Genomic DNA, 24,035 nt, shown 5'->3' on the forward strand with positions numbered 1-24,035 from the left:
ATTACCATTGCAATAAAATTCTCTGTGCTGAAAAACCTGGTCCAAAACTTAACATTAATCCTTTTTCTCCGGGCGCCGGCTTTTTATCCATATAATTTTCTAACACATATAAAACTGTAGCACTACTCATATTGCCGTAATGCTTCAAAACGGCTTTTGTTTCATCAATGTTTTTGCCCAATTTATTGAACAATTCTTCCACAAGCTGTATAATTTTCTTTCCCCCGGGATGGAAGATTAAATGGTCAATATCTTTAATTTCAAGGTTATTTTTTGCCAGAAATGGATGAATAATTTGTGGGAAATGTGATTCGATGGTATTTGGGACCTCCACATCTAAAACCATTTGCAGCCCGGTATTGGTTAATTTAAAACCCATCATTTCTTCTGCATCATAAAAGTGATACATTTCTTCCGCAATAATTTCGGGGCCTGTATCTTTAGGGTCGGAACTTAGTAACACACATGCAGCGCCATCGCCAAAAATAGCAGCGCTAACAATGTTTGCCATTGAAAAATCATTCAGTTGGAAGGTGGCAGAGGGTGATTCAACAGCTACAACAGCAGCCCTTTTGCCAGGATTTGCTTTTAAAAAGTTCTTTGCATAGATCATTCCGGAAACACCAGCTGCGCAACCCATTTCTGTAACCGGCAAACGCACAATATCCTGACGGAGTTTAAGCAGGTTGATTAGATAGGCGTCTAACGATGGAATCATAATGCCTGTGCAACTTACCGTGATAATATAGTCTAAATCTTGTGGCTTCCAGTTTGCTTTTTCGAGCGCATTTTCTAAACATTTTGCGCCTAACTTGATCCCTTCACGGATATAAATGTCATTTCTGGCCTCGAAGCTCAAATCGCTAAAAACTTCTTCAGGCGACATAAAGGAATAACGCTTATCAACAGCAGCACCTTCAAAAATCTTTTTTACTTTTCTCACAAAACGCTCATCCTGATCTTTCAGCCAACCATCTAAAAAAGGAATAATATCCGCTGTTTCACGCCAAAATTCGGGTAAGGCCTTAGCCGCTGCTTTTACAATTACGCTCATTATGTTTTAATTATCCATTGGTATCTAAAAGCCCATTTCCATTTAATTGAACTTGATTTTAAATTTAATTTTCTGGCATATTCCAGCAGGTCTGCCTTTTTAAATCCGCGGAGGATGGAAATCAACCCATCGTCGCGAGACATATCATTTAACCGAAAAACGACGCATAACGCTCTAAAAAGTTTGTATGCCAAAGCACTACGGTGTAGATCATTTATTACAATTCCAATTTTAGCAGATTGTTTCAGCCGAGTCATCAGTTTTATGATTTCGTCATCTTTAAAATGGTGCAAGGTTAGCGTACAGAGATAAATCTCGCACTCCTCTGTTTCCTGCAAGTCGTCGAATATATCGGAACATTCATAACTGATGTTCGGATAAGATTCTGATAGCTTTTTAGCATGATCAATTGTAAAAAGATTGGCATCAATACCCTTCAAAGTGAAATTTAAATTTTCTTTATTTGCGTAGTCGGCTAAAGTTCTAAGCATATCGCCATTGCCACAACCTATATCAGTCATACGCACCAGTTGAGTTTTTGGTTTGCTCTTTAATAACGTTTTTACGCCTTCAAGAGTAACTTTATTTCCGCCGAGTAGCTTGTTGATGCTTGCAATCTTATCTAATGCATCACGTAATACTTCGCCTTCCATTTCAAAATCATCCATCAACTCCTGGGCATCGCTTCTAAATCTGGTATCTATCGGCATTAATTTACAGTTTCTATGGGTTGTCCGTGGGTATGTTTTATTATTTTATTTAGTACGAAAGGCATTGCAGTCATTGAATTTATAGCCAGTCGCTCATAAGTTTTGTGTTGCAGGATCATGCTTAATATCCTTCCAAACCTTAGCCTGCTTCCAAAAATTGTTTGCCACGTGGCTGAGTATTCGTTTTCTAAAAAACTTCTTGAGATCTTATTTTCAGTTCTTTTCTGTATCAGTTCGCTAACAATTTTCGCACTATGGATAGCCATTGCCATTCCATTTCCACATAAAGGATGAATTAAGCCAGCGGTATCTCCAATCATTAACATATGGTTATATACCGGCTCTTTTTGTTTGAAAGAGATTTGGCTGATAGTTAAAGGCGCATCAAAAATCATTTCAGCTTCTTCAAGTATTTTCTTTAAATTTTTATTTTGATAAAGCACATTTTCCTGATAAACCTGAACATCCTTATATTTTTTGAAGCTTTCATAATTTGCCAAATAGCATACATTTAAAATAGCATTCTCTACTTTAGAAACTCCACAATAGCCACCTTTAAAATTATTTAAACTTACCAGATGACTGGGGAAATCTGATTTGTAATGCGCTTTAATAGCCAGGTATGGAGATTTTTGATTGATAAAGTTACGTTCTAATCTTTTATCGATAGCCGAACGTTTACCATAAGCACCCAAAACATATTCAGCTTTAAAACGCTCACCCGATGTAGTCTCCACTAAGAATTGATCTTCAGCATAAACTACGTCATTAACTTCTTTGTTTACTACGTTTACTCCGCGGCTTTTGGCCAGGTCATACAAATAATAATCGATGCTGTATCGGCTTAAGCCAAAACCTCCCAGCGGTAAAATTGTGTTCACTTGCTTGCCTGTTGCAGAAGTGAATTGCAGATTTGTAATTTGGGTAGGCGATAGATTTTTAAGATCTATACCGAGCCAGTTAAAATAGGGATGGACCTCGTTTGAAATATATTCTCCGCAAACTTTATGATGAGGATAAGCTGATTTTTCTATCAATGTGACATCAAAACCTAATTTGTTGAGATGAAGCGCTGCAGTTAATCCTGCTAATCCACCACCAATAATTAAGATTTCTGTTTGAAAGGGCATAAGGGATTGCAGATATAGAATGTAACAATTATATCTATCCCTTTGTTCGAAAATTTATTATGGCATTAACTAAATTTAAAACTACCGGTCACTTCTCTCTTCCATTTTCAAATCCGTATCAAACGGACTTTTGGTAAAGGGGTAAATAGTTTGTTTTACAAAACCTTTAGGATATTCAGCTTCATGAACGCCTGTGCCTGCTGGCCACTCTTTTCCTGGCAAATAATAGGTTCCAAACATCATATCAATAAAAGGAAATATGGATGCAAAGTTATGCCCGTAATATTTTGGGTCTTCGCAATGGTGCCAATGGTGATATTGTGGTGTAGTGAAGATATATTTTAAGAAGCCAAAATTAATTCTCGTATTGGCATGAATTAATACCGCATGAATTGCAATGAAAATGATGTAAACATTAAAAACCGTTGATGAAAACCCCAAGACGTAAAGCGGAATAAAGGTCATCGCTCTGGTGAAAAATATATCAATGAAGTGTGTTCTGCTGCCGGCCAACCAATCCATGTTTTGAGTTGAGTGGTGTATGGAATGGAAACGCCACAAAGATACTCGGGTATGGAAAAAACGGTGTGCCCAGTACTGAAACAGATCTGTAGTAAAGAAAGCTAAAAACAATGCGACAATAAAAGGTAGGCCCTGCACCCAGGTATGTAGTTTATCCAATCCCATCCAGCCAAAAAATAGTACGGCAGGTTTTTGTGTTACAATCCCGAAAAACTGAATAAATAAATGGCTGATCACAAAGTAAGTTAAATCTGTTCGCCATTCTTCATGGAATTTAGTTTGCTCATTGTTTTTTGGGAAAAATAATTCCAATGGTACAAAAATGGCAACCATCAATAATAAATCCAGTATCATCCAGTCTAAGCCAAAATGCCAGCTCGATTTGGCCACATCTCTTCCTTCAACGCTCAAGGCGCCTAAAATTACTGCTAATGCTGCTAAAGCAAAACCCGGCCAACCCCACTTTAATTTTTTACTCAGGATAACACTTAATGCAGCAAAAAAGAACGAGGTAATGACACCGCCGAGCATCAGTGCTTCCATACTATCTTTGGTGTAAATTTCACGAAATTCGGGGGTGGTTAGTTTTTCCGGATAATGAAAACATAAAATTCCGAGTAAGGCTAAAACCGCTAAAAAAATCGAAATGTAGCCGCTGATCTGACCTTGGCCAACTACTAAACGTTTATTTGGAGACATTGAATTGAGTTTGTTAATTAACAATTATACTGAATTTTAAGTATTAGTATCGAACTGATGCAAAAAATTATAGTGATAAAATATGATAACGCCAGCATTTCAATAATATTCTGACAAACCTTTTTTGCTTACTAGGGTTGGTTTAATAGTCATTGCTAAAAAAGCAGTGTTTAAATTTTAAATAATCCCTATTTTTGAAAACAACACGGTATGCTAGTTAACTATTTACGCCTTTTACTCCTCCCTTTTTCTTTTATCTATGGTCTAGCCATTACGCTCCGAAAGAAACTCTATGACTGGGGCATTATGAAATCTGTAAAGTTCGATTTACCTATAATTTGTGTGGGTAATTTAGCTGTTGGCGGATCAGGGAAAACGCCTACAACCGAGTACCTGGTGAGATTGCTGGCCGATTATAAAATTGCCATTTTGAGTAGGGGATATGGGCGTAAAACAAAGGGTTTTATTCTGGCTGACGATACCGCAACAGCAGAAACAATTGGTGATGAACCTTTACAATATTATCAAAAATTTGAGGGCGTTACGGTAGCAGTTTGCGAAGAACGGGTGGTTGGGATTGAGAAGCTGAAGGAAAATCATGATCTGATCATCTTAGATGATGCTTTTCAGCATCGTGCCGTCACTGCGGGATTAAACATCTTGCTCTTCGAATTTAGAAAACTTGGGACATTGCAATTCTTACTTCCGGCAGGAAATTTAAGGGATGTTTTCTCGTCGCGGAAAAGGGCTGATGTGCTGCTGGTAACAAAGGCACCTGTTCCTTTACTACATGTTGCTCAGCAAGCCTCAATCAATGAATTGCAGCCAAATAACACTCAAAAGGTATTACACTCTTATTTAAAATATGGTAATCTTCAGCATATATATACTGAAGAAAGTCTTCCACTAGAGTCTCTAAAAGATCGTCAAATTTTCCTTTTAACAGGAATTGCCAACCCAGACCCTTTAATTGAAGAGCTTGGAAAGTACACAGAGCATATCAAGCATGAAAAATTTCCGGATCACTATAGCTTCAAGACTGAAGATATTAAAAAGTTCAAATCGGCATTTGATGTTAGTAAGAAAAAAGAAAAAATAATCATCACAACAGAAAAGGATAGCAAACGTTTAAAAGCTGCGGGATTTAAAGATTTACTGGTAAATTTACCCGTATATTTTTTACCCATCGAGGTTGATTTATTTGAAGAAGATAAGATTACCTTTGATGAACTTATTTTAAACTATGTTAAGAGCAATAGAAGAAACCGTTGAGTATATAAAACGTAAAACCGAAAACTTTAAACCAGAAATAGGCATTATTTTAGGTACCGGCTTGGGCGGCCTAGTTAAAGAAATTGAAGTGGAGCATCAGTTGATGTACTCCAATATTCCAAATTTTCCGATATCTACATTAGAATTTCATAGTGGCAAATTAATTTTTGGAACCTTAAACGGTAAAAAAATTGTAGCCATGCAAGGCCGTTTGCATTATTACGAAGGTTACAGCATGCAGCAAATTACTTTTCCTGTTCGGGTAATGAAAGGCCTGGGAATCGAAAAGCTGATTGTTTCGAATGCGGCTGGTTCTTTGAATCCTGAATTTAAAAAGGGTGATTTGATGATTATTGAAGATCACATCAATCTTCAACCAGACAATCCGCTACGTGGTTTAATCGAAAGCTCATTAGGCCCACGTTTTCCGGATATGAGCCAGCCTTATCAGCGTTCTATCATTGCGAAGGCTCTAGAGATTGCTAAGTCTGTTGATATTAAATGCCACAAAGGTGTTTATGTCGCTGTATCTGGCCCTAATTTAGAAACCAAAGCAGAATATAAATACTTACGGTTAATCGGCGCTGACGCTGTTGGCATGAGCACTGTTCCTGAAGTGATCGTGGCAAACCATGCCGGTTTACCTGTTTTTGCCATTTCGGTTTTAACCGATGAAGGTTTTCCGGAAGATTTGCAGCCTTTTAACTTAGAGGAGATTTTGGAAGCTGCCGCGAAGGCTGAACCTAAAATGACGGAGATTTTAACCCGTTTAATTGCTGAACTGTAATATGCGTATCGTTGTTCAAATCTGTTTATTGATTTTAGTGCTTTCGGGTATTCAAAAGACTTTTGCCCAGGATTTAAAAACGAGTATAAATGATAAGTCGGAGGCAGATTCAATCAGAAAAAAACTTGATGCAAAAGATTCAATTATTTACACGGCAAAGTTTATCCGTTTTACTAAACTGGCTTTAAGCAGAGATAGTATCGTTTTGCTGCCACTTGATACCTCTACAACTAACATCCAGAATTATAGTCCGCTGTTACAGCCTCAACATCCTACTATCAATAATGGAAATATGGGATTAGCTGCAAGGCCACTACTTTTTGAGCCAAGTAAAAGAATTGGTTTCGATGCAGGATTTCATTCACTTGATTATTATGCTTTAACTCCTGAGGATATAATTTATTATCAGGCCCGTGCGCCATACACCAGCTTATATCTGATTAGTGCCGGGCAAAAGGAACAGTTATTCAAGGCAACGCACAGTCAGAATATTAAGAAAAACTGGAATGCCGGAGTGAACTTTAATCGTGGCGATTCAAGAGGGTTTTACAGCAGGCAGCGTGGCGATAACTTGAATGTTGCCGTTTTTTCCTGGTATCAATCGCCAAGTAAACGTTACAACATGTGGGCCTCAGCTATATTTAATACCATGCGTGCTTACGAAAACGGATCTAATTTAGACTCAACTATATTTGAGCCGGGTTACAATAAAATAAGCAGGGAAGCTGAGCCAGTTAAACTAACTACGGCCCGCAACTTGTACCGCAAAAATACCGTCTTTTTAAAACAGACTTACTATGTAGGCCGGATTGATACTTCGACTAATTTTAGTAGTGCAGTTTTGCCAACAAATAAGGTAACGTATACGGTAGAATATAATAATGACAGTTACGACTTTGCGAAAAACGAAGCTGATACTTATGGCGTAATGCCCGAAGGTTTTGCCAGTACAACTTTTACCAATGATTCCACTCACGTACAGCACTTAAAGAACGAATTTGTTTATAGTTTTTTTCTTCGTCCAAAAAACTCAACAGTTATTAAAAATGAATTAAAGGTTGATGCCGGAATTCGTCATGATTATTACCAGCATAAGTTTTTAGGCAATAAAGAAGATGGAACGCAATATGAGCAGAGCCAGTTTAGTTATCAAAATATCACTGTGTTGGGTGCTGCCGGTTATCGCTTTACCAGTAATATCGATTTAAATTTAGATGTTCAGCAAATATTGCAGGGCGAAAATGCCGGAGATTATTTGTACGAGGCCAAAAGCAGAATACTATTGAGTAAATCTGTAGGGAGAATAGAATTAGGTGCTTATGCCCAAAATCAAAGCCCTGCGGCACTATTTAACTATTATCATGGTAACCATTATCGTTGGGATCGTCAGGATTTTAGTAAAACTAAAGTTAACAACTTATCTTTTAACTTTATAAATGATAAGTATGGTTTTACCGCTGGGGCCAAATATTTTTTAACCAGTAACTATCTGTACTTTATGGCTGATTATAGTTATGGTACCAATGCAATTTTGCCTGTTCAGGAAAGTAGCGACATTAGCTTGATTCGCCTGGATATCTCAAAAAAATGGCGTTTTGGCAAGTTTGTTTTGGAAAACTATATCGCCTACCAAAAAACAGATAAAAATGCAATTTTAAGAACGCCGGAATTTTATACTTATAACAGTTTTTACCTTGATCAAACCTTTTTTAAAGTGCTTAAAGCGAACATCGGTTTTGATGTGAGATACAATTCGGAGTATGCAAATTACTCTTATTCGCCGGCAACCGCACAGTTCTATATAGGCAGCGACCGCGTGTTTAAATCCGAACCAGTTGTTGATGTTTATATTAAAGCAAATCTAAAACGGGCTAATCTATTTATCAAATACGACTATATTAACCAGGGATTATTTTCTCCGGGATACTATACGGTAAACCGTTACCCAATGCAGGATGCTTTAATAAAGTTCGGAGTAAGCTGGAATTTTTACGATTAATAAATGTTGTGGGCATAAAAAAAGCTTCCTGATTATAGAATCAGGAAGCTTTTTTGTTAAGAGGTATTTCTTAGAATGAATAACCTACAGAGAAACCTAATACACGGTTAGTTAATTTACCGTCACCAGATCTTGAATCTTTTGGTACCAGGTTAGATAAACCTAAACCATAATTTGCCCCTACTAAAAAGCCAGAGTTGGTACGATACGCTAAACCAAAGTTAGCACCAAAGTCTGTTGAACTATAGTCTTTATCTGTGCTGCTACCAAATTTTAAATCATCTTCATTTGAAACAGTTCCAGCAGCGTTACCGCCAGTAGTTACTGTTTCGTACTTATTTTTTCCAGAAATATTGAATCCAACATATGGACCAGCTGAAATTTGAATGGCACCAGCATCACCTGTAGGAATTCTGAATACAGCGTTGATAGGCACTTCAATAGCCATCAAATTTGCTTTACTTGATGTAGTACTGGTAACTCCTGCCACTGTGGTTGTTTGTTCAAATTTAGCTCCCTTATTTTGAAGCGATACACCTGGTTGGATAAAGAAGTTATTTGCAACACCAAAATCTGCAAATGCTGTAACGTTAAATCCTACGTTGTTTTGCACATTGTCATTAAATTCTGAACTGCCATTAAAATCGCTAGCACGGAATTTAGATAAGTTTACACCTGCTTTCAAACCGAATCTTGCGTCAGAACCAGACATTGTTGTTTGGGCAAAGGCACCCGTTGCTAATAATACTACTGAAGCACTTAATAATAACTTTTTCATGATATTTTTTCTTTAGGTAAAGAATCTTGTTTAAATGTTAATTACAAGCCCTGTTTCCAAAAGCTGTGCCAAAGTATCATGCGTGTTACGAAAAGACTTGTTAAAGCGTTGGTTTGCAATGAGTTTTTAAATATTTCAATAGCCTGAAGTTGTATCGCTGCGTATTTATCTCATGCGTACTTTATTGTATAGATAACAGGAATATTCATGTATTGTCAACAAAATACGTACGAACGGAAATAACATTAAGTTTTTTGTGGCTTTTTCTTTGCAGCAGGAAAAAGCACATTATTTAGTATTAGTCTGTAACCTGCAGAATTTGGATGCAGGTTGAGATCAGTTGGCGGATCACCAACTGCATGTTGATAATCTTCAGGATCATGACCGCCATAAAACGTAAACTGGCCTTTACCAATTTCACCATGTAAATAACGAACTTCTGCTGCGCCTTTATTTTCACCCAAAACAGTTACACTAGGTTTTACCACTGATTTTTTGAAAGCAGTAGTTTGGCCCATAAAACCTTTAATCACCTTATCATGATTTTGTGTAAGCATGGTGGGTACCAAATCCCATTTGGCAGAGAAATCGAACAAGGTAAAATAGTCGTTTGATTGATTGAGGTTTCGGGTTTGCGTGGCGTCTATGTCCGAAAACTCATAGTTCATCGGATTGTTATCCAATCTAAAGTTTTGGAAAGCCAGGCTTTTATTAAAGTCGAGTTTTGATTGGGCATTTGGATCAGCCGCATCGCCATCAAACATTTGCGCACAAATATCAACACCTTCGGCTGCCAGAGCAATATCGAAACTATCCGTTCCGGAGCACATGGCAAACATAAAGCCACCACCAGCACAATACTCTTTAATGTGTTTTGCTACCGATAACTTCATTTCTGAAACTTTCTTGAACCCAAGTCTTTTGGCAAGTGTTTCCTGATTCTTTACATCTTCTTGGTACCAGGTAGCATACCTAAAAGATGACCAGAAACGTCCATACTGACCGGTGAAGTCTTCATGATGCAGGTGCAGCCAATCATATTTGGTTAACTTATCCTGTAAAATATCATCATCATAAATTACATCATAAGGAATTTCGGCATAAGTTAAAACCAGCGTAACGGCGTCATCCCAGGGCAATTTGCTTTTAGGTGAGTAGACGGCAATTTTGGGTGTTTTTTCCAGCTTAACCATTTCCATATTAACCGATGGATCACTGATTTCATTGAGTAAGCTCACCACTTTCCCATCAGCCATTACCTCATAAGAAACCCCTCTGATTTTTAATTCATCTTCAACTGATTTATTGTACTTGATTAAAAAACTGCCGCCGCGGTAATTTAACAGCCAATCAACTTCTACCTGTTTGCTGATGGTCCAATATGCAATTCCATAAGCCTTGAGGTGGTTTTTCTGGTCTTCATCCATATAAATTAATAGGGAAGAGGCTTTTGCGCAAATGCTCGCGAGCAAGCAAATAACCAAAATGATATATTTTCTTTGGATGGACATCATGAGATAAAACACTAAAATAACTTATTTACTACGTTAACGAAAATTTTAATGTTTTATGTGCTTCTATAGCGAATGGCGGGGCTGCTGGCCGCCAGGAATAGAATTGCGATCATTTACTAAATATAAAAGATGTTGTATTAATACAAATTTGCTATTTTTGCCCTCTACTTTTAAAACATGAAGTTTTTTAAGTAATTAAAAATTAAATAAGTACCCACATTTGATATGAGTAAAGCGATAATAAAAACCGAAAAAGGAAATATGACTGTTGAGTTCTTTGAGCAAGATGCTCCAAAGGCAGTTGCGAACTTTAAAAAATTAGCAAACGAAGGCTTCTATGATGGTGTAACTTTTCACCGCGTAATTCCTGATTTTATGGTTCAAACTGGTTGCCCAAATTCAAAAGATGGTGCAACAGGAATGCCAGGTACTGGTGGTCCGGGTTATAAAATTGACTGTGAATTAACTGGCGAAAACCAATACCACGATCGTGGTGTGTTGTCAATGGCACATGCAGGCCGAAACACTGGTGGTTCTCAGTTTTTTATCTGCCACAGCAGAACCAATACTGCGCACTTAGATCGTAACCACACCGTTTTTGGTAAAGCAGTTGAGAATGTTGATCTTGTGGATGATATCCGCCAGGGCGATAAAATTTTAGGAATTGAAATTATTGAAGATTAATAGCAGCGTGTTGGGCGCATAGGGTTTACTCTATCGCCTAAGCTCAAAGCTCTAAGCAAAAAATTATGAATTTAAGAGGAATTGTTGCCGTATCTGGCAGACCAGGTTTATTTAAACTGGTTGGACAAAATAAAGTAGGTTACATTTTGGAAGGCTTAGATGCTCAAAAAACCAAAGTTGTTGCCAATATCACCAATACTAAACTGGCTTCATTAGAAGATATTACGGTTTATGGCGAAGAGGAAGAAATTAAATTGGCGGATATTTTTGCTAAAATTTCTGAAAAAGGATCTACACCAGATTTGAAAAGTGATTTGCGTCCGTTCTTTTTAGAAGTGGCGCCAGGTCACGATCAGGAAAAGGTTTATGCTTCTGATATGAAGAAAATCGTTACCTGGTATAACCTGTTGAAAGATTTGCCTTTATTTACTGAAGAAACTCCTGAAACTCCAGGTTCTCCGGCAGAAGTTAAATTGGCTGAAGAGAAAGTAGCTGCTGATAAGAAAGCAAAATCTACTGCTACAAAGGCAGCTGGAAGTGCGAAAGCAACAACTAAGACTTCAGCTCCTGCTAAAAAAGCAAACATGACAAGTAAAAAAGGCGTTTAAGCTTTTTCCTAGTTTTTTAAAACACCAGATTAATCGTCTGGTGTTTTTTTATGCACTTTAAAAAAAGTAATAAAGGATGGCTATGATCACTAAAGAAATGATGATACTAATCCAAAGCATTTTATTATTGCCGCTTTGATTACTTTTAAATCTGTATTGTCTTTTATATTTATCGTACATGTTGTTTTATTTTATGATGATTTGGAAAGGCTAATTCCATACTGATTTATTCATATCTATTCGTCATTTCTATTCTAGGCATGATGGTAAGGTTCGCCTTTCAAAATGCTAAATCCACGGTATAGCTGTTCGACAAAAAATAACCTGATCATCTGGTGTGAAAAGGTCATATCTGAGAGTGAGATTAAACCGTTTGCCCGTTTATAAATGGTTTCATCAAACCCATATGGCCCGCCGATAATAAAAATCAAATGTTGCACACTGCCAATCATTTGTTTGTTCAGGTAATTGGAAAATTCAACCGATGAATATTTCTTTCCTTTTTCATCTAACAAAATAACAACATCGCCATTATTAATTTGTTTGTGAAGCAGTTCGGCTTCTTTTGCTTTCTGCTGTGCCTCACTTAAATTTTTAACATTTTTTACATCAGGCAAAGGCAAAAAAGTAAAGTTAATATAATGCTTTAACCTATTGATGTATTTTTCTATGCCTTCAATTAAATACTTATCCTCCGTTTTCCCGATGGCTATTAAAGTAATCTTCATTTAATATTTTCCTATCTTTAGAATTTTCCGCGATTCAAAGATAATGTTAAAAACCCAAGCACAAATAATATCTGGCTACGGCCAAAAAATAACTGAAGTTACCGCACAAATTAACCAAACCAAAAAGCTGGTAGATCAGCTCTCATTAGTACGGATAGGCTTGTTTTTAGCTGAGGTTCTATTTTTCGTTTTGCTATTAAATTCAGCAGATGATAACAGCAGGACGCTAATCCAAGTTTTACTCCTATTGCCTGTGGTTGGATTTGTATATGTTGTTAGAAAACAAGCTAAGCTCGATCGTGAAATCGAATACCAAAAACAATTGCATTGGGTTTATCAGAACGAGTGGAATCAATTGAATGCTCAACCAAATGGTTATGATGACGGTAGCCAGTTTGAATCGGAGTCTCATCCTTACACTTCTGATCTTGATATTTTCGGAAGGGCTTCACTGTTCGAATTGATTAACAGGTGTTACACCAAAACAGGTAAAATATTGCTCTCAAATCGATTGGCAAACAAATTAACCAAAGACGAAATTTTAGCCCGGCAAGAGGCGGTTAAAGAAATGCAGGAAAAAATAGCAGAAACATATGATTTTAGGGCCAACCTGCATGGCCACGACATTGAAAAAATTGAACAAATAAAAACCCAGTTAGAAGGAAGCCTTGGTCAGCAACTTTTATTTGTACGTGGGCAATTTTTGCGTTTTTATGTAGCCACTGCGCCTTACTTAACCTTTGCATTGGTTTTGGCTGCAATTTTTATTGGTGGTTTGTTTAGTAACTTGCTAGGGCTTTTTGTATTCATCCATCTGGGGATGAATATATTCCTCAATTCCAAAATCAATTTGGTTTTTTACAGTTTTGGTGGCGGATCAGGTTTATTAAACAGTTATGCCAAAGCCATAAAATGGACTGAAGAACATCAGTGGAAAAGCAGTTACATTCGCCGGTTGTTCACTTCAGAAATCCCCGTGAGCAAAGAAATCAGGACTTTATCGAAGGTGATTCAAAAGTTTGATGCCAGATTGAATTTGATCGTTGGAGGTTTTTTAAACGGATTGTTTTTATGGGATTTGCAGTGTTGCATCAGTCTCGATAAATGGTATCAATCATCATCAAAAGATGTGATTACTGCTTTAGATCATCTGGGTGATTTCGAAGAGCTTATTTCATTCGCTACATTGGCACACAATCATCCGGAGTGGGTATTTCCTGAAATGGAAAATGTATTCAGCCTTGAAGGAACAGAAATAGGTCATCCTTTAATTGCTGCCGATAAAAGAGTGAATAATGATTTTTGCTTAGAACAATCTCCTACAGTTGATATCGTAACCGGATCGAACATGGCAGGGAAAAGTACGTTTTTACGCACCCTTGGTATTAATATGGTTTTGGCCTATGCCGGAGCACCGGTGAATGCTAAATCATTGCAGCTCTCTGTGTTCTCGATTAATAGTTACATGAAAATTAAAGATTCGCTGAACGAAAGTACTTCAACATTTAAGGCAGAGCTTGATCGTTTAAAAATGATTTTGAACAACATTAAACAGGATAAAAATACCTTTGTGTTGATCGATGAAATGTTACGCGGAACCAACAGCAAGGATAAATATTCAGGATCAAAAGTTTTTATTGAGAAGTTAATTGCCGAAAAAACGCCTGGTTTATTTGCAACCCACGATTTGCAGCTGGCAGATTTAAAAGATGACTATCCGCAAGAGGTTCGCAATTTTCACTTTGATATTCAATTTACTAATGGTGAAATGAAATTTGACTATAAACTAAAGCAAGGACCGTGTTCAACTTTTAATGCCGCAATCTTGTTGAAGCAAATTGGTTTAAGCTTAACTTAGTTTATCTCAATAGCGTAACTGATCCGGTATACTTTACAGTGGTGTTGTTTAGGTGTGTGCCGAAAATTACGTAGTAATAAACGCCTGTTGGTAGCTCGTTATTTTTGAAAGTTCCTTTCCAGTTGTCGAAAATGTTATCTGTAAAAAATACCTGGCTTCCATAGCGGTTGTAAATCTGAATTCTGTAACGTTTTAAATTAGTAATACCTACCACAAATTCATCATTTACACCATCGCCATTTGGTGAAAATGCATTGGGCGTAAAAATGGAAGCTTCTTTTCTAATGATTAAATCGCCCTGCGTGATGGAATTTGAGCAGCCGTTATTTGAAAATGCGGTTAAAGTGATTTGAAAGGTGCCATCTGTTTGATAAGTATGTACTGGATTTCTTTCTGATGAAAGGGTGCCATCGCCAAAATTCCATTCGAAATAATCGCCATATTTAGAAGTATTGACAAAACTGACAGGTGCAGGTACCGAAAATTTAACATTGAATGATGGTTCAGTGTAGAAACTGGCAACTGGAACGCTGGCAATTGGAGGAATAATGATCGAGGCAGGATCTGAACTGCAGGTGCCTGAAGTGAGCACAATACGGTATTCTCCAGCTTGATTGAAGTTAGTTACCGGAATTTCGATGCTGCTGGTTGTCGCCGTGAAATTGTTCGGACCACTCCAGGCATAACTCATATTTTGTTGTTCAGGTACCGACAACCTAATTACATCATTCAAGCAGAATGCAGGTTGGTTAATCGTAATTTCAGGCAGCTCTGGCTTAATTTCGACCAGAATATCCTGTGTGAAAACAGATGTACAACCGTTGTTGGTTTCAATTGTTAATGTAACGGTTTTTAATCCGGGAGCATTAAAAGTAATGAGCTTGCTATCGTTGGCAGCATTAACATTTGTTTTTACCGAAGGATCAAAACTCCAGTTTATTTTGGTGTAATTCTTTGATTCATTGATGAAAGAAAAGCTTTGATTGGATTCGCATTTATTATTAACCACAATAGAGAAGGCAGCTTCAGGTTTTAAGTCTACCGATAAAATTTCTACTGAATTTTCCTGACTAATGCAATCGCCAACCTGAACAAATAGTTTATAAATGCCAACATGCTCCGGACCAACATTTGGTATAGAAGGGTTCTGGTCAGCAGATGTAAAACCATTTGGTCCGCTCCAATGGTATGTGGCGAGCGCTACAGAGGGTGTTGAAAGTTGCAATAGATCTCCCTGACAGAGGTTAATATCTGATGCAGTAATTGCTGGTTTCTCTGGTGTTTTAGCCACAATAAAACTCTGGGTGGTAATTACGCTGCAACCGTTTGCTGCTTTTGCTTCCAAAACGACTACCTTCTCGCCAGGTGTGCTATAAGTAAGGGTTTAAGGACCAATTCCATTTGCTGTTGTCACACTTCCACCTTCACCAAACGACCATTTTAAATCAGCATAGTTAGAAGCAACAGCTTCAAAAACGTATGACTGGCTATCTGTACAGGGATTTAATTTTTGAACAGCAATCTCCGCACTTGGACCGGCTAAATCGGCATCTCCCCCAAATTCCAAAGTAAAACCGTTGTTCCCGCTGGAAAAATTGTCGATAAGAATAGCATAGGTATGGTTTTCTTCCAAATCAACATATTTCACAAAACCATTCTGCCCCGCAGGGCAACCAGACGCTTCAGTTAAATCCGTTTCGGTCATACTCAAACCGGTTTTATAATAACTTGGTGAACAGTTAACCCCGCTGCCTGCAGCACACCTGATTGCATTTGATGCATTGACCATGCTGCAATTACCATTTATCCCTAAATCATAGAATATCCAGTCGATATCATTAGAGATAACCGTTGGTGTGATTACAAAAGTAAAAGATCCGGCTTTGGATGCTTTAAACATATACCAGGCCGAGTTTGACTCCGTGCCTAAACACGTACCTGCCGATTCATTTCTGCTCGATCCGGTGCCTGTAACATTTAATTGCGTAAACGTTTCTTTGGAGCAGAGAATAGAAACGGTGCCACAATCTTGCCCAGGTTGCATGGGTGGAAAATAATTATCAAGGCAAAGTTTAAATGTGCCGGTATTTTCATTTGCAGCACTTACCCGAACATAATAAACCTGCCCGGGTATTAGTGCGCCTTTGTAAAATGAAGTAACATTACTGGAAGTTGTAGAGGATCCAATCAATTCGCTAATTCCGGTTGCTCCAGTTTCAAACGTATAAAGTGCGACTAACGGGTTTACCAATGTATTTGTGCTAGTGGCATTAACCTGGCCGCTAACTGAAATATTGACATCGTACTTGGTGGCTGTGAATTTAAACCAAACATCTTTACCGGTTTCTATCCAGCTCGTGGGCTTATTGTACATGCTGCTGGAGGTAGCATCGGTATTACTGTATGCTCCCTCCGCACTACAAAAAGCTGTTGTATTTAAAATGTTTATGGCATTAGCTAACTCATCATTAGTTGGTGGCGCAAAATTTGCCCATAGCTTAGCGCAAAATATGACAATTAATAAGAGAGTTAATGATAAGCGCATAAAGTAAAACTATTAAAAAATGTTTTCATTTTGAATACTAAATACTTAATGTTTTGTTAATATTAAAGTTGCAACTTGAGCCCAGCAGAATTAACTATGATCAAAGCCACTGATTTTGGACCTGACTTCCTTTGGGGTGTTGCCACAGCAGCGCCGCAAATTGAGGGGGCGGCAGATTTGTATGGGAAGGGTAAGTCTATTTGGGATACCTTTACCAATCGCAAGGGAAAAATTAAGAATAACCATAAGCTTAGCCTTGCCTGCGATTTCTATCATCGTTACCAGGAAGATATAGCGTTGGTCAAATTACTTGGTTTTCAAATATTTCGGTTTTCTATTTCCTGGCCTCGGATTTTACCTTTAGGAAGGGGTAAGGTAAATCAGGAAGGAATACGGTTTTATCATAACCTGATTAACGAATGTTTAACGCAAGGGATCACACCTTATGTTACACTATACCATTGGGATTTGCCGCAAGCTTTAGAAGATGAAGGCGGTTGGACAAGTTTCAGCATCAATGCCGCATTTAATGCTTTTGTTAGTATTTGTGCATTGGAGTATGGCGATAAAGTAAAAAACTGGATTATACTAAACGAACCTTTTGGCTATACTTCTTTGGGTTATATGCTAGGCATTCATGCGCCTGGAAAAACCGGATTAAGCAATTTCTTCCCCGCCGTTTTTCATACTGCTTTGGCACAGGCTGAGGGTGGAAAAATTCTGCGGGCAGAAATCAGCCAGACAAATATTGGAACCACCTATTCCTGCTCAGAAATTATTCCTTATACACAAAGTGAAAATGATCTTCTTGCCGCTAAACGGGTAGATAGTTTAATGAATAGATTATTTATAGAACCTGCCTTGGGTTTAGGTTTTCCTACAGCGGATTGGGATCTGCTGGAGAAATTTCAAATCGAATATGGAACCTGGCGTTTAAATGATCGGATGAAATTTGATTTTGACTTTATAGGGCTGCAAAATTATTTTCCGCTCACGGTTAAATTTAATGCTTTTATTCCGGTAATACAGGCTTGGGAGGTAAAGGCAAAAAGTAGAAAAAAACCGCATACAGCTATGGGTTGGGAAATAAATGCCAATAGCTTTTATAATATTGTTAAACAATTTGCTGCTTATCCAAATGTTAAAAATATCATGATAACAGAGAATGGTGCCGCTTATCATGATAAACTGATTGAAGGAAGCGTTGTGGATGCAGAAAGGATTGAATATTTTGAGCTATATCTGGCTGCTGTATTGAAAGCAAAAAACGAGGGTATAAATATTTCAGGTTATATGGCCTGGACGTTAATGGATAATTTTGAATGGGCAGAAGGTTTCAATGCCAGGTTCGGGTTGGTACATACTGATTTTAAAACGCTTAAACGTACCATCAAATATTCTGGTTATTGGTGGCAGGAATTTTTAAGGAATTAGGTCATTTGCCGCAAATTTTCGCTGATCAGGTTTACAGATTTAATAGATTGAAGCTTTCTGTTTGTTGAAGAAATCTGCAAATACATACTATAATTATCATTTTAAATTTGCGGGAAATAATGCACAAAAAATCCCGCCTTGATTTTACTCAAAACGGGATTTGTAATATTTATAGTTATGTCTAACTAAGCGCCAGCTTTCGCAGCGGCTTCAGCCCTGATGATGTTCAACGCACCGCCAGCCTTAAACCAGTCGATTTGTTGAGCATTATAACTGTGATTCACCGGAAAACGCTCTTCAGTACCATCTAAGTGGTGTAACACCAAGGTTAATGGTTTATCTGGAGCAAATTCTGTTAAGCCCAAGATATCAATAGTATCACCTTCTAAAATCTTTTCGTAATCATCTTTATCAGCAAAAGTTAAGCCCAACATACCTTGTTTTTTAAGGTTAGTTTCATGAATACGGGCGAAAGATTTAACCAATACCGCACGCACACCTAAATGACGAGGTTCCATCGCTGCATGCTCACGAGATGACCCTTCACCATAGTTTTCATCGCCAATTACAATTGAGCCAAAGCCAGCTGCCTTATAATCACGCTGAGTCGCAGGAACGGGTCCGTATTCACCTGTTAATTCATTCTTTACGTTATCTGTTTTATCGTTGAAGTAATTTACTGCACCGATTAACATGTTGTTTGAAATGTTATCCAGGTGACCACGGAATTTTAACCAAGGACCGGCCATAGAAATATGATCTGTTGTACATTTGCCCTTAGCCTTGATTAATAGTTTTAAACCTTTTAAATCTGTACCTTCCCATGGGGTAAATGGATCTAGCAATTGCAAACGGTGCGAGGTTGGAGAAACTAAAACCTCCACATTTGAACCATCTTCTGCCGGTGCCTGATAACCTGCATCTTCAACAGCAAAGCCTTTCGTTGGTAATTCGAAACCAGTTGGCGGATCTAATTTAATCTGCTCGCCTTTATCGTTGGTTAACGTATCAGTCAATGGATTAAAACCTAAATCGCCAGCAATTGCAATGGCTGCAACCATTTCTGGTGAAGCTACAAAAGCAAAAGTATTAGGGTTACCGTCGGCACGTTTTGCAAAGTTTCTGTTAAAAGAGTGAACGATGGTATTCTTCTCCGCTTTTTCTGCACCAGTTCTGTCCCACATCCCAATACATGGTCCGCAGGCATTAGTAAAGATGGTAGCGTTTAAATCTTCAAAAGTTTTCAGATAACCATCACGATCAGCAGTGTAACGTACCTGCTCAGAACCTGGATTAATACCAAATTCGGCTTTAGTAACTAAACCTTTTGAAATGGCTTGATTAGCAATTGATGCTGCTCTTGATAAATCCTCATAAGAAGAGTTGGTACAAGAACCAATTAAACCCCATTCCACTTTCAAAGGCCAGCCATTTTTCTCTGCTTCTACTTTCATTTGAGAAACCGGAGTGGCTAAATCTGGCGTAAAAGGACCATTTAGGTATGGTTCTAAGGTATCTAAATCAATCTCGATAACCTGGTCGAAATAATTTTCAGGATCAGCATAAACTTCAGCATCACCGGTTAAATATTCTTTGATTTTATTGGCTTCATCAGCAACATCATTACGATCTGTAGAGCGTAAATAACGTTCCATGCTTTCATCATAACCAAAAGTAGAAGTGGTCGCACCAATCTCTGCACCCATGTTACAAATGGTACCTTTACCAGTACAGCTTAGGTTAACTGCACCATCTCCAAAATATTCTACAATGGCACCCGTACCGCCTTTTACGGTTAAAATACCAGCCACTTTTAGAATCACATCCTTAGCAGCAGTCCAGCCGTTTAACTTTCCTGTTAACTTAACGCCAATTAACTTAGGAAATTTAAGTTCCCAAGGTAAACCAGCCATCACATCACAAGCATCCGCACCGCCAACACCAATGGCAACCATTCCTAAACCACCAGCATTCACGGTATGTGAATCGGTTCCAATCATTAATCCGCCAGGGAAGGCATAGTTTTCCAAAACCACCTGGTGGATAATACCTGCTCCTGGTTTCCAGAAACCGATACCATATTTATTTGATACGGAAGATAGGAAATCAAAAACTTCAGCACTTTCAGTTTTTGCGTGAGGTAAATCTATTGAGGCGCCTTCTTTAGCCGTAATTAAGTGATCGCAATGTACAGTTGAAGGTACGGCAACCTGTGGGCGGCCGGCCTGCATAAATTGTAAAAGTGCCATTTGAGCGGTTGCATCTTGCATTGCCACTCTATCTGGGGCAAAATCAACATAATCAGTTCCACGGGAGAATGATTTTTTAGGATCGCCATCCCAAAGGTGAGCGTATAATATTTTTTCAGATAATGTTAAAGGTCTACCCACAATCTTACGGGCCGCGTCTACACGTGAACCAAAGTTTGCATATACCTTTTTAATCATGTCTATGTCAAAAGCCATACTCTATTTTTATTAAAATTGTTGTCAATAACGACGCTAACTAAATTAAACAATTTTTGACACACTTATTTTTTAGATTTGTCAAAATATGTTATTTAAAACCATTCTATGCATTTCCTTGCATAATTAAAGAGGCTATCCGATACATCAGACAGCCTCCCTTTATTAACAAAAAATATGTTTAATTGTTTCCTACTGTTTTGTAGAAATTGGCGTAAACTTAGTTAGATTAATGCCATCTACTGCCATTTTATATTCTTCAATGTTCGGAATACGACCTAAGATAGCGGATAAAACAACAACAGGTGTAGAAGCTAATAATGATTCTCCCTTTTTACCATCTCTATCTTCTACTACACGGCCCTGAAACAAGCGTGTAGAAGTAGCCATTACTGTATCACCTTTGGCAGCTTTTTCCTGATTACCCATGCATAGGTTACAACCCGGACGCTCTAAATACATGATATTTTCATATTCTGTACGAGCGGTGCTTTTTGGTAATGCATCGCTAAATTCAAATCCAGAATACTTTTGTAAATACTCCCAGTCTCCTTCAGCCTTTAATTCATCAATAATGTTATAAGTTGGAGCAGCTACCACCAACGGCGCTTTGAATTCAACTTTACCGGTTTGGTTCTCTATGTTTTTAAGCATTTGAGAAACAATTTTCAAGTCGTCTTTATGCACCATGCAAGAACCCACGAAGCTAAGGTCTACTTTTTTATCACCACCGTAGAAAGTTAAATCTCTGATCGTATCATGCGTGTAACGTTTGGAAACATCTACGTTATTTACGTCCGGATCGGCAATCATTGGCTCATTGATAATATCCAAATCAATTACTACTTCAGCGTAATACTTCGCATTTGTATCTGGCATCAAAGCAGGTTTGATACCTGTTTTAATCTCTTCAATACGTTTGTTGGCCTTATTAATCAATCCTTGCAAAACCTGGTTGTGGTTGTCCATCCCCTTATCAATCATGATTTGGATACGACTTTTTGCAATCTCTAAAGACTCAATTAAGGTATCATCCTGAGAAATACAGATAGATGCTTTTGCTTTCATCTCAGCAGTCCAATCGGTAAAAGTAAAGGCTTGATCTGCTAATAGCGTACCAATGTGTACCTCGATGATACGACCCTGGAACACGTTTTCACCATCGAATTGTTGCAGCATTTGCAATTGTGTGGCATGTACTACATCGCGGAAATCCATGTGCGGTTTCATTTCACCTCTGAAAGTTACTTTAACGGATTCAGGAATCGGCATCGCCGCCTCACCAGTTGCCAATGCCAAGGCTACAGTACCAGAATCTGCACCGAATGCTACACCTTTTGACATGCGAGTGTGTGAGTCGCCACCGATGATAATGGCCCATTCGTCAATGGTAATGTCATTCAATACTTTGTGAATCACATCCGTCATGGCGTGATATTCACCTTTAGGGTCACGGGCTGTAATTACACCGAATTCATTCATAAACTTCATCAATTTAGGAATGTTAGCCTGCGCTTTTTTATCCCAAACAGATGCGGTATGGCAACCCGATTGATAAGCACCATCTACAATCGGAGAAATCACGGTCGCAGCCATCGCCTCTAACTCTTGCGCAGTCATCAAACCCGTAGTATCCTGAGAACCCACAATGTTCACTTCTACACGAACATCAGATCCGGCGTGCAAAATTTTTCCTTGTGTTAAACCTACTGCATTTCTATTGAATATTTTTTCTGCAGCAGTAAGTCCCTGCCCTTCAATATATACTTCTTTAGCCGGAGCAAATACGGTTGGTGCTTCAATATTTAAAATTTTAGCAGCAAATGTTTGAATTTTTTTACCAAACACAATGGCATAAGAACCACCTGCTTTGATAAATTCCATTTTTTGCGGGGTCAATGCTTTTGAAATATTAATCAGCTCCTGATCGCCGTTGTATAATTTTTTAGTTCTGGTATTAATGGTTAATACCGTTCCTGTTGCTACCGAAAATACTTCTTCTAAAACAGGCTCATCATTTTCGTTACGGATTACATTTCCATTTTCGTCTGTTTTCTTTACCCAGTTTTGCAGATCGATACCAATACCACCAGTTACATCAACTGTTGTTAAGAAAATTGGAGAAATACCATTTGTACCACCAACAATAGGGGCAATATTCACAAACGGAATATAAGGGCTGGATCTTTTTCCTGTCCATAAAGCAACGTTATTTACACCCGACATGCGTGAAGAGCCTACACCCATTGTTCCTTTTTCAGCAACCAACATTACACTTTTATCTGGATGTTGTGCCTGTAAGGCTTTTATTTCCGCCTGAGCTTGTGGCGTGATCATACATTTACCATGCAGTTCACGATCTGAGCGAGAGTGCGCCTGGTTACCTGGCGACAATAAATCTGTAGAAATATCCCCAATACCAGCAATATAGGTTACTACCTTAATTTCTTCTGCTACTTCAGGTAGCTTGGTAAAGAATTCAGCATTGGCGTAACTTTCTAAAATTTGTGTGGCAATCTCATTTCCGTTGTGGTAGGCTTCTTTCAAACGGTCTGTATCCGCATCATATAAGAAAACCTGAGTTTTAAGTACTTCTGCTGCTTTTTTAGCCCGATCACCATTATCAGCCAAAGCGATATCTAACAATACTTTGATTGAAGGACCGCCCTTCATGTGTGATAACAATTCAAAAGCAAAATCAGGCGTGATTTCTGCTACTACAGCTTCGCCTAAAATAATTTCCTTTAAAAATTGTGCTTTTACAACTGCCGCTGCTGTTGTGCCTGGCAAAGTGTTGAATATGAAAAAATTAACAGCTTCTTCTCTGTTAAAATTATTTACACTCTTAATTTGGCTGATAATTTCACTTGTTAATTCAGCTCCATCAATAGGTTTAGGGTGAAGACCTTGGGTTTTTCTATCTTCAATTTCCTGGATATAATCGTTATAAATACTCATCTTAGATATTTTACCCTGTTCAATAGGAGCTTAAGTGGAAAATACATTAGCTTCTTGAAAAGGATATGGTTTTGTACATTAATTTGTTTCAACTGGATTGATAAAACACAGTTGTTTGGCTAAAGCCAAAAATAGCAAAAAACAACCCTTAAAACCAATTTAGGCAGTCGATTACATAATTTAGAATTATTCTAAACAGGAATAAAAATATCTGGATTACATGTGATATGCATCGCAAATAACTTATACCGAGTAAAAGCCCTTCCATAACTGTCCATTAATGAACAGCA

At 38.0% G+C, this 24,035-nt stretch carries 18 protein-coding genes; 7 read left to right on the forward strand and 11 right to left on the reverse strand.

Going from position 1 to position 24,035, the window contains the following annotated elements; genetic code table 11:
- Window position 1: 1 nt before the first annotated feature.
- The 4 genes from EA772_RS09820 to EA772_RS09835 all read right to left on the reverse strand — a co-directional run bounded on the left by EA772_RS09820 (window position 2) and on the right by EA772_RS09835 (window position 4,115).
- Window positions 2-1,054, reverse strand: a complete 1,053-nt coding sequence (locus EA772_RS09820) for a type III polyketide synthase (RefSeq protein WP_124912811.1) — start codon at window positions 1,052-1,054, stop codon at window positions 2-4.
- On the reverse strand, window positions 1,054-1,764 hold the full coding sequence (locus EA772_RS09825) for a methyltransferase domain-containing protein (RefSeq protein ID WP_124912813.1): 711 nt from the start codon (window positions 1,762-1,764) through the stop codon (window positions 1,054-1,056). The genes EA772_RS09820 and EA772_RS09825 overlap by 1 nt, the downstream gene beginning before the upstream one ends.
- The gene (locus EA772_RS09830; protein WP_124912815.1) at window positions 1,764-2,894 is read right to left on the reverse strand and encodes an NAD(P)/FAD-dependent oxidoreductase; all 1,131 of its coding nucleotides are present in this window, start codon (window positions 2,892-2,894) and stop codon (window positions 1,764-1,766) included. The genes EA772_RS09825 and EA772_RS09830 overlap by 1 nt, the downstream gene beginning before the upstream one ends.
- Window positions 2,895-2,975: 81 nt before the next feature.
- Complete coding sequence (locus EA772_RS09835) at window positions 2,976-4,115, reverse strand: sterol desaturase family protein (RefSeq protein ID WP_116169550.1); 1,140 nt, start codon at window positions 4,113-4,115, stop codon at window positions 2,976-2,978.
- Between the two features lie 210 nt (window positions 4,116-4,325).
- On the opposite strand from EA772_RS09835, the gene lpxK reads away from it, so the two are divergent.
- From lpxK to EA772_RS09850, 3 genes are read left to right on the forward strand one after another with little or no spacing between them, the layout of a single operon-like run.
- On the forward strand, window positions 4,326-5,387 hold the full coding sequence (gene lpxK / locus EA772_RS09840) for a tetraacyldisaccharide 4'-kinase (RefSeq protein ID WP_124912817.1): 1,062 nt from the start codon (window positions 4,326-4,328) through the stop codon (window positions 5,385-5,387).
- Complete coding sequence (locus EA772_RS09845; protein ID WP_124912819.1) at window positions 5,359-6,174, forward strand: purine-nucleoside phosphorylase; 816 nt, start codon at window positions 5,359-5,361, stop codon at window positions 6,172-6,174. The genes lpxK and EA772_RS09845 overlap by 29 nt, the downstream gene beginning before the upstream one ends.
- Window position 6,175: 1 nt before the next feature.
- Complete coding sequence (locus tag EA772_RS09850; RefSeq protein ID WP_246834081.1) at window positions 6,176-8,173, forward strand: putative porin; 1,998 nt, start codon at window positions 6,176-6,178, stop codon at window positions 8,171-8,173.
- A 70-nt stretch (window positions 8,174-8,243) separates the two neighbouring features.
- On the opposite strand, the gene EA772_RS09855 is transcribed toward EA772_RS09850, so the two are convergent.
- The gene (locus EA772_RS09855; protein WP_010601316.1) at window positions 8,244-8,951 is read right to left on the reverse strand and encodes a porin family protein; all 708 of its coding nucleotides are present in this window, start codon (window positions 8,949-8,951) and stop codon (window positions 8,244-8,246) included.
- A 245-nt stretch (window positions 8,952-9,196) separates the two neighbouring features.
- Window positions 9,197-10,378, reverse strand: a complete 1,182-nt coding sequence (locus tag EA772_RS09860) for an asparagine synthetase B (RefSeq protein WP_124912821.1) — start codon at window positions 10,376-10,378, stop codon at window positions 9,197-9,199.
- 312 nt (window positions 10,379-10,690) lie between these two features.
- On the opposite strand from EA772_RS09860, the gene EA772_RS09865 reads away from it, so the two are divergent.
- Window positions 10,691-11,149: a peptidylprolyl isomerase gene (locus EA772_RS09865; RefSeq protein ID WP_010601314.1), complete on the forward strand. Its 459-nt coding sequence runs from the start codon at window positions 10,691-10,693 to the stop codon at window positions 11,147-11,149.
- Between the two features lie 65 nt (window positions 11,150-11,214).
- Window positions 11,215-11,757, forward strand: a complete 543-nt coding sequence (locus EA772_RS09870) for a DUF5606 domain-containing protein (RefSeq protein ID WP_010601313.1) — start codon at window positions 11,215-11,217, stop codon at window positions 11,755-11,757.
- Window positions 11,758-12,011: 254 nt separating this feature from the next.
- Here the strand turns inward: EA772_RS09870 and rlmH are convergent, their stop codons facing one another.
- Window positions 12,012-12,485, reverse strand: a complete 474-nt coding sequence (gene rlmH / locus EA772_RS09875; RefSeq protein WP_124912823.1) for a 23S rRNA (pseudouridine(1915)-N(3))-methyltransferase RlmH — start codon at window positions 12,483-12,485, stop codon at window positions 12,012-12,014.
- A gap of 43 nt (window positions 12,486-12,528) precedes the next feature.
- Here rlmH and EA772_RS09880 point away from each other — a divergent pair, with 43 nt between their 5' ends.
- On the forward strand, window positions 12,529-14,343 hold the full coding sequence (locus tag EA772_RS09880; RefSeq protein ID WP_124912825.1) for a DNA mismatch repair protein MutS: 1,815 nt from the start codon (window positions 12,529-12,531) through the stop codon (window positions 14,341-14,343).
- Window position 14,344: 1 nt separating this feature from the next.
- Here the strand turns inward: EA772_RS09880 and EA772_RS09885 are convergent, their stop codons facing one another.
- Window positions 14,345-15,688, reverse strand: coding sequence for a gliding motility-associated C-terminal domain-containing protein (locus EA772_RS09885; protein ID WP_124912827.1), 1,344 nt, complete (start codon window positions 15,686-15,688; stop codon window positions 14,345-14,347).
- A gap of 39 nt (window positions 15,689-15,727) precedes the next feature.
- On the reverse strand, window positions 15,728-16,888 hold the full coding sequence (locus EA772_RS09890) for a hypothetical protein (protein WP_124912829.1): 1,161 nt from the start codon (window positions 16,886-16,888) through the stop codon (window positions 15,728-15,730).
- Between the two features lie 96 nt (window positions 16,889-16,984).
- Here EA772_RS09890 and EA772_RS09895 point away from each other — a divergent pair, with 96 nt between their 5' ends.
- The gene (locus tag EA772_RS09895) at window positions 16,985-18,322 is read left to right on the forward strand and encodes a GH1 family beta-glucosidase (RefSeq protein WP_124912831.1); all 1,338 of its coding nucleotides are present in this window, start codon (window positions 16,985-16,987) and stop codon (window positions 18,320-18,322) included.
- A 185-nt stretch (window positions 18,323-18,507) separates the two neighbouring features.
- On the opposite strand, the gene EA772_RS09900 is transcribed toward EA772_RS09895, so the two are convergent.
- Together EA772_RS09900 and EA772_RS09905 are read right to left on the reverse strand one after the other, a co-directional pair.
- Window positions 18,508-20,787 carry an aconitate hydratase gene (locus EA772_RS09900; protein ID WP_116169558.1) on the reverse strand — a complete coding sequence of 760 codons (2,280 nt, stop codon included), beginning with the start codon at window positions 20,785-20,787 and terminating at the stop codon, window positions 18,508-18,510.
- 192 nt (window positions 20,788-20,979) lie between these two features.
- The gene (locus EA772_RS09905) at window positions 20,980-23,745 is read right to left on the reverse strand and encodes a bifunctional aconitate hydratase 2/2-methylisocitrate dehydratase (RefSeq protein WP_124912833.1); all 2,766 of its coding nucleotides are present in this window, start codon (window positions 23,743-23,745) and stop codon (window positions 20,980-20,982) included.
- Between the last annotated feature and the right edge of the window lie 290 nt (window positions 23,746-24,035).

The sequence above is a fragment of the Pedobacter sp. G11 genome (assembly GCF_003860265.1).
Classification (GTDB): Bacteria; Bacteroidota; Bacteroidia; order Sphingobacteriales; family Sphingobacteriaceae; genus Pedobacter; species Pedobacter agri.

Excerpts from the sequence above, each read along its gene's own strand:
- EA772_RS09880 (WP_124912825.1), top strand. The coding sequence starts at position 12,529 with ATGTTAAAAACCCAAGCACAAATAATATCTGGCTACGGCCAAAAAATA.
- EA772_RS09890 (WP_124912829.1), bottom strand. The coding sequence starts at position 16,888 with ATGCGCTTATCATTAACTCTCTTATTAATTGTCATATTTTGCGCTAAG.
- EA772_RS09865 (WP_010601314.1), top strand. The coding sequence starts at position 10,691 with ATGAGTAAAGCGATAATAAAAACCGAAAAAGGAAATATGACTGTTGAG.
- EA772_RS09860 (WP_124912821.1), bottom strand. The coding sequence starts at position 10,378 with ATGGATGAAGACCAGAAAAACCACCTCAAGGCTTATGGAATTGCATAT.
- rlmH (WP_124912823.1), bottom strand. The coding sequence starts at position 12,485 with ATGAAGATTACTTTAATAGCCATCGGGAAAACGGAGGATAAGTATTTA.
- EA772_RS09825 (WP_124912813.1), bottom strand. The coding sequence starts at position 1,764 with ATGCCGATAGATACCAGATTTAGAAGCGATGCCCAGGAGTTGATGGAT.
- lpxK (WP_124912817.1), top strand. The coding sequence starts at position 4,326 with ATGCTAGTTAACTATTTACGCCTTTTACTCCTCCCTTTTTCTTTTATC.
- EA772_RS09870 (WP_010601313.1), top strand. The coding sequence starts at position 11,215 with ATGAATTTAAGAGGAATTGTTGCCGTATCTGGCAGACCAGGTTTATTT.
- EA772_RS09905 (WP_124912833.1), bottom strand. The coding sequence starts at position 23,745 with ATGAGTATTTATAACGATTATATCCAGGAAATTGAAGATAGAAAAACC.
- EA772_RS09845 (WP_124912819.1), top strand. The coding sequence starts at position 5,359 with ATGTTAAGAGCAATAGAAGAAACCGTTGAGTATATAAAACGTAAAACC.
- EA772_RS09895 (WP_124912831.1), top strand. The coding sequence starts at position 16,985 with ATGATCAAAGCCACTGATTTTGGACCTGACTTCCTTTGGGGTGTTGCC.
- EA772_RS09855 (WP_010601316.1), bottom strand. The coding sequence starts at position 8,951 with ATGAAAAAGTTATTATTAAGTGCTTCAGTAGTATTATTAGCAACGGGT.
- EA772_RS09835 (WP_116169550.1), bottom strand. The coding sequence starts at position 4,115 with ATGTCTCCAAATAAACGTTTAGTAGTTGGCCAAGGTCAGATCAGCGGC.
- EA772_RS09820 (WP_124912811.1), bottom strand. The coding sequence starts at position 1,054 with ATGAGCGTAATTGTAAAAGCAGCGGCTAAGGCCTTACCCGAATTTTGG.
- EA772_RS09850 (WP_246834081.1), top strand. The coding sequence starts at position 6,176 with ATGCGTATCGTTGTTCAAATCTGTTTATTGATTTTAGTGCTTTCGGGT.
- EA772_RS09830 (WP_124912815.1), bottom strand. The coding sequence starts at position 2,894 with ATGCCCTTTCAAACAGAAATCTTAATTATTGGTGGTGGATTAGCAGGA.
- EA772_RS09900 (WP_116169558.1), bottom strand. The coding sequence starts at position 20,787 with ATGGCTTTTGACATAGACATGATTAAAAAGGTATATGCAAACTTTGGT.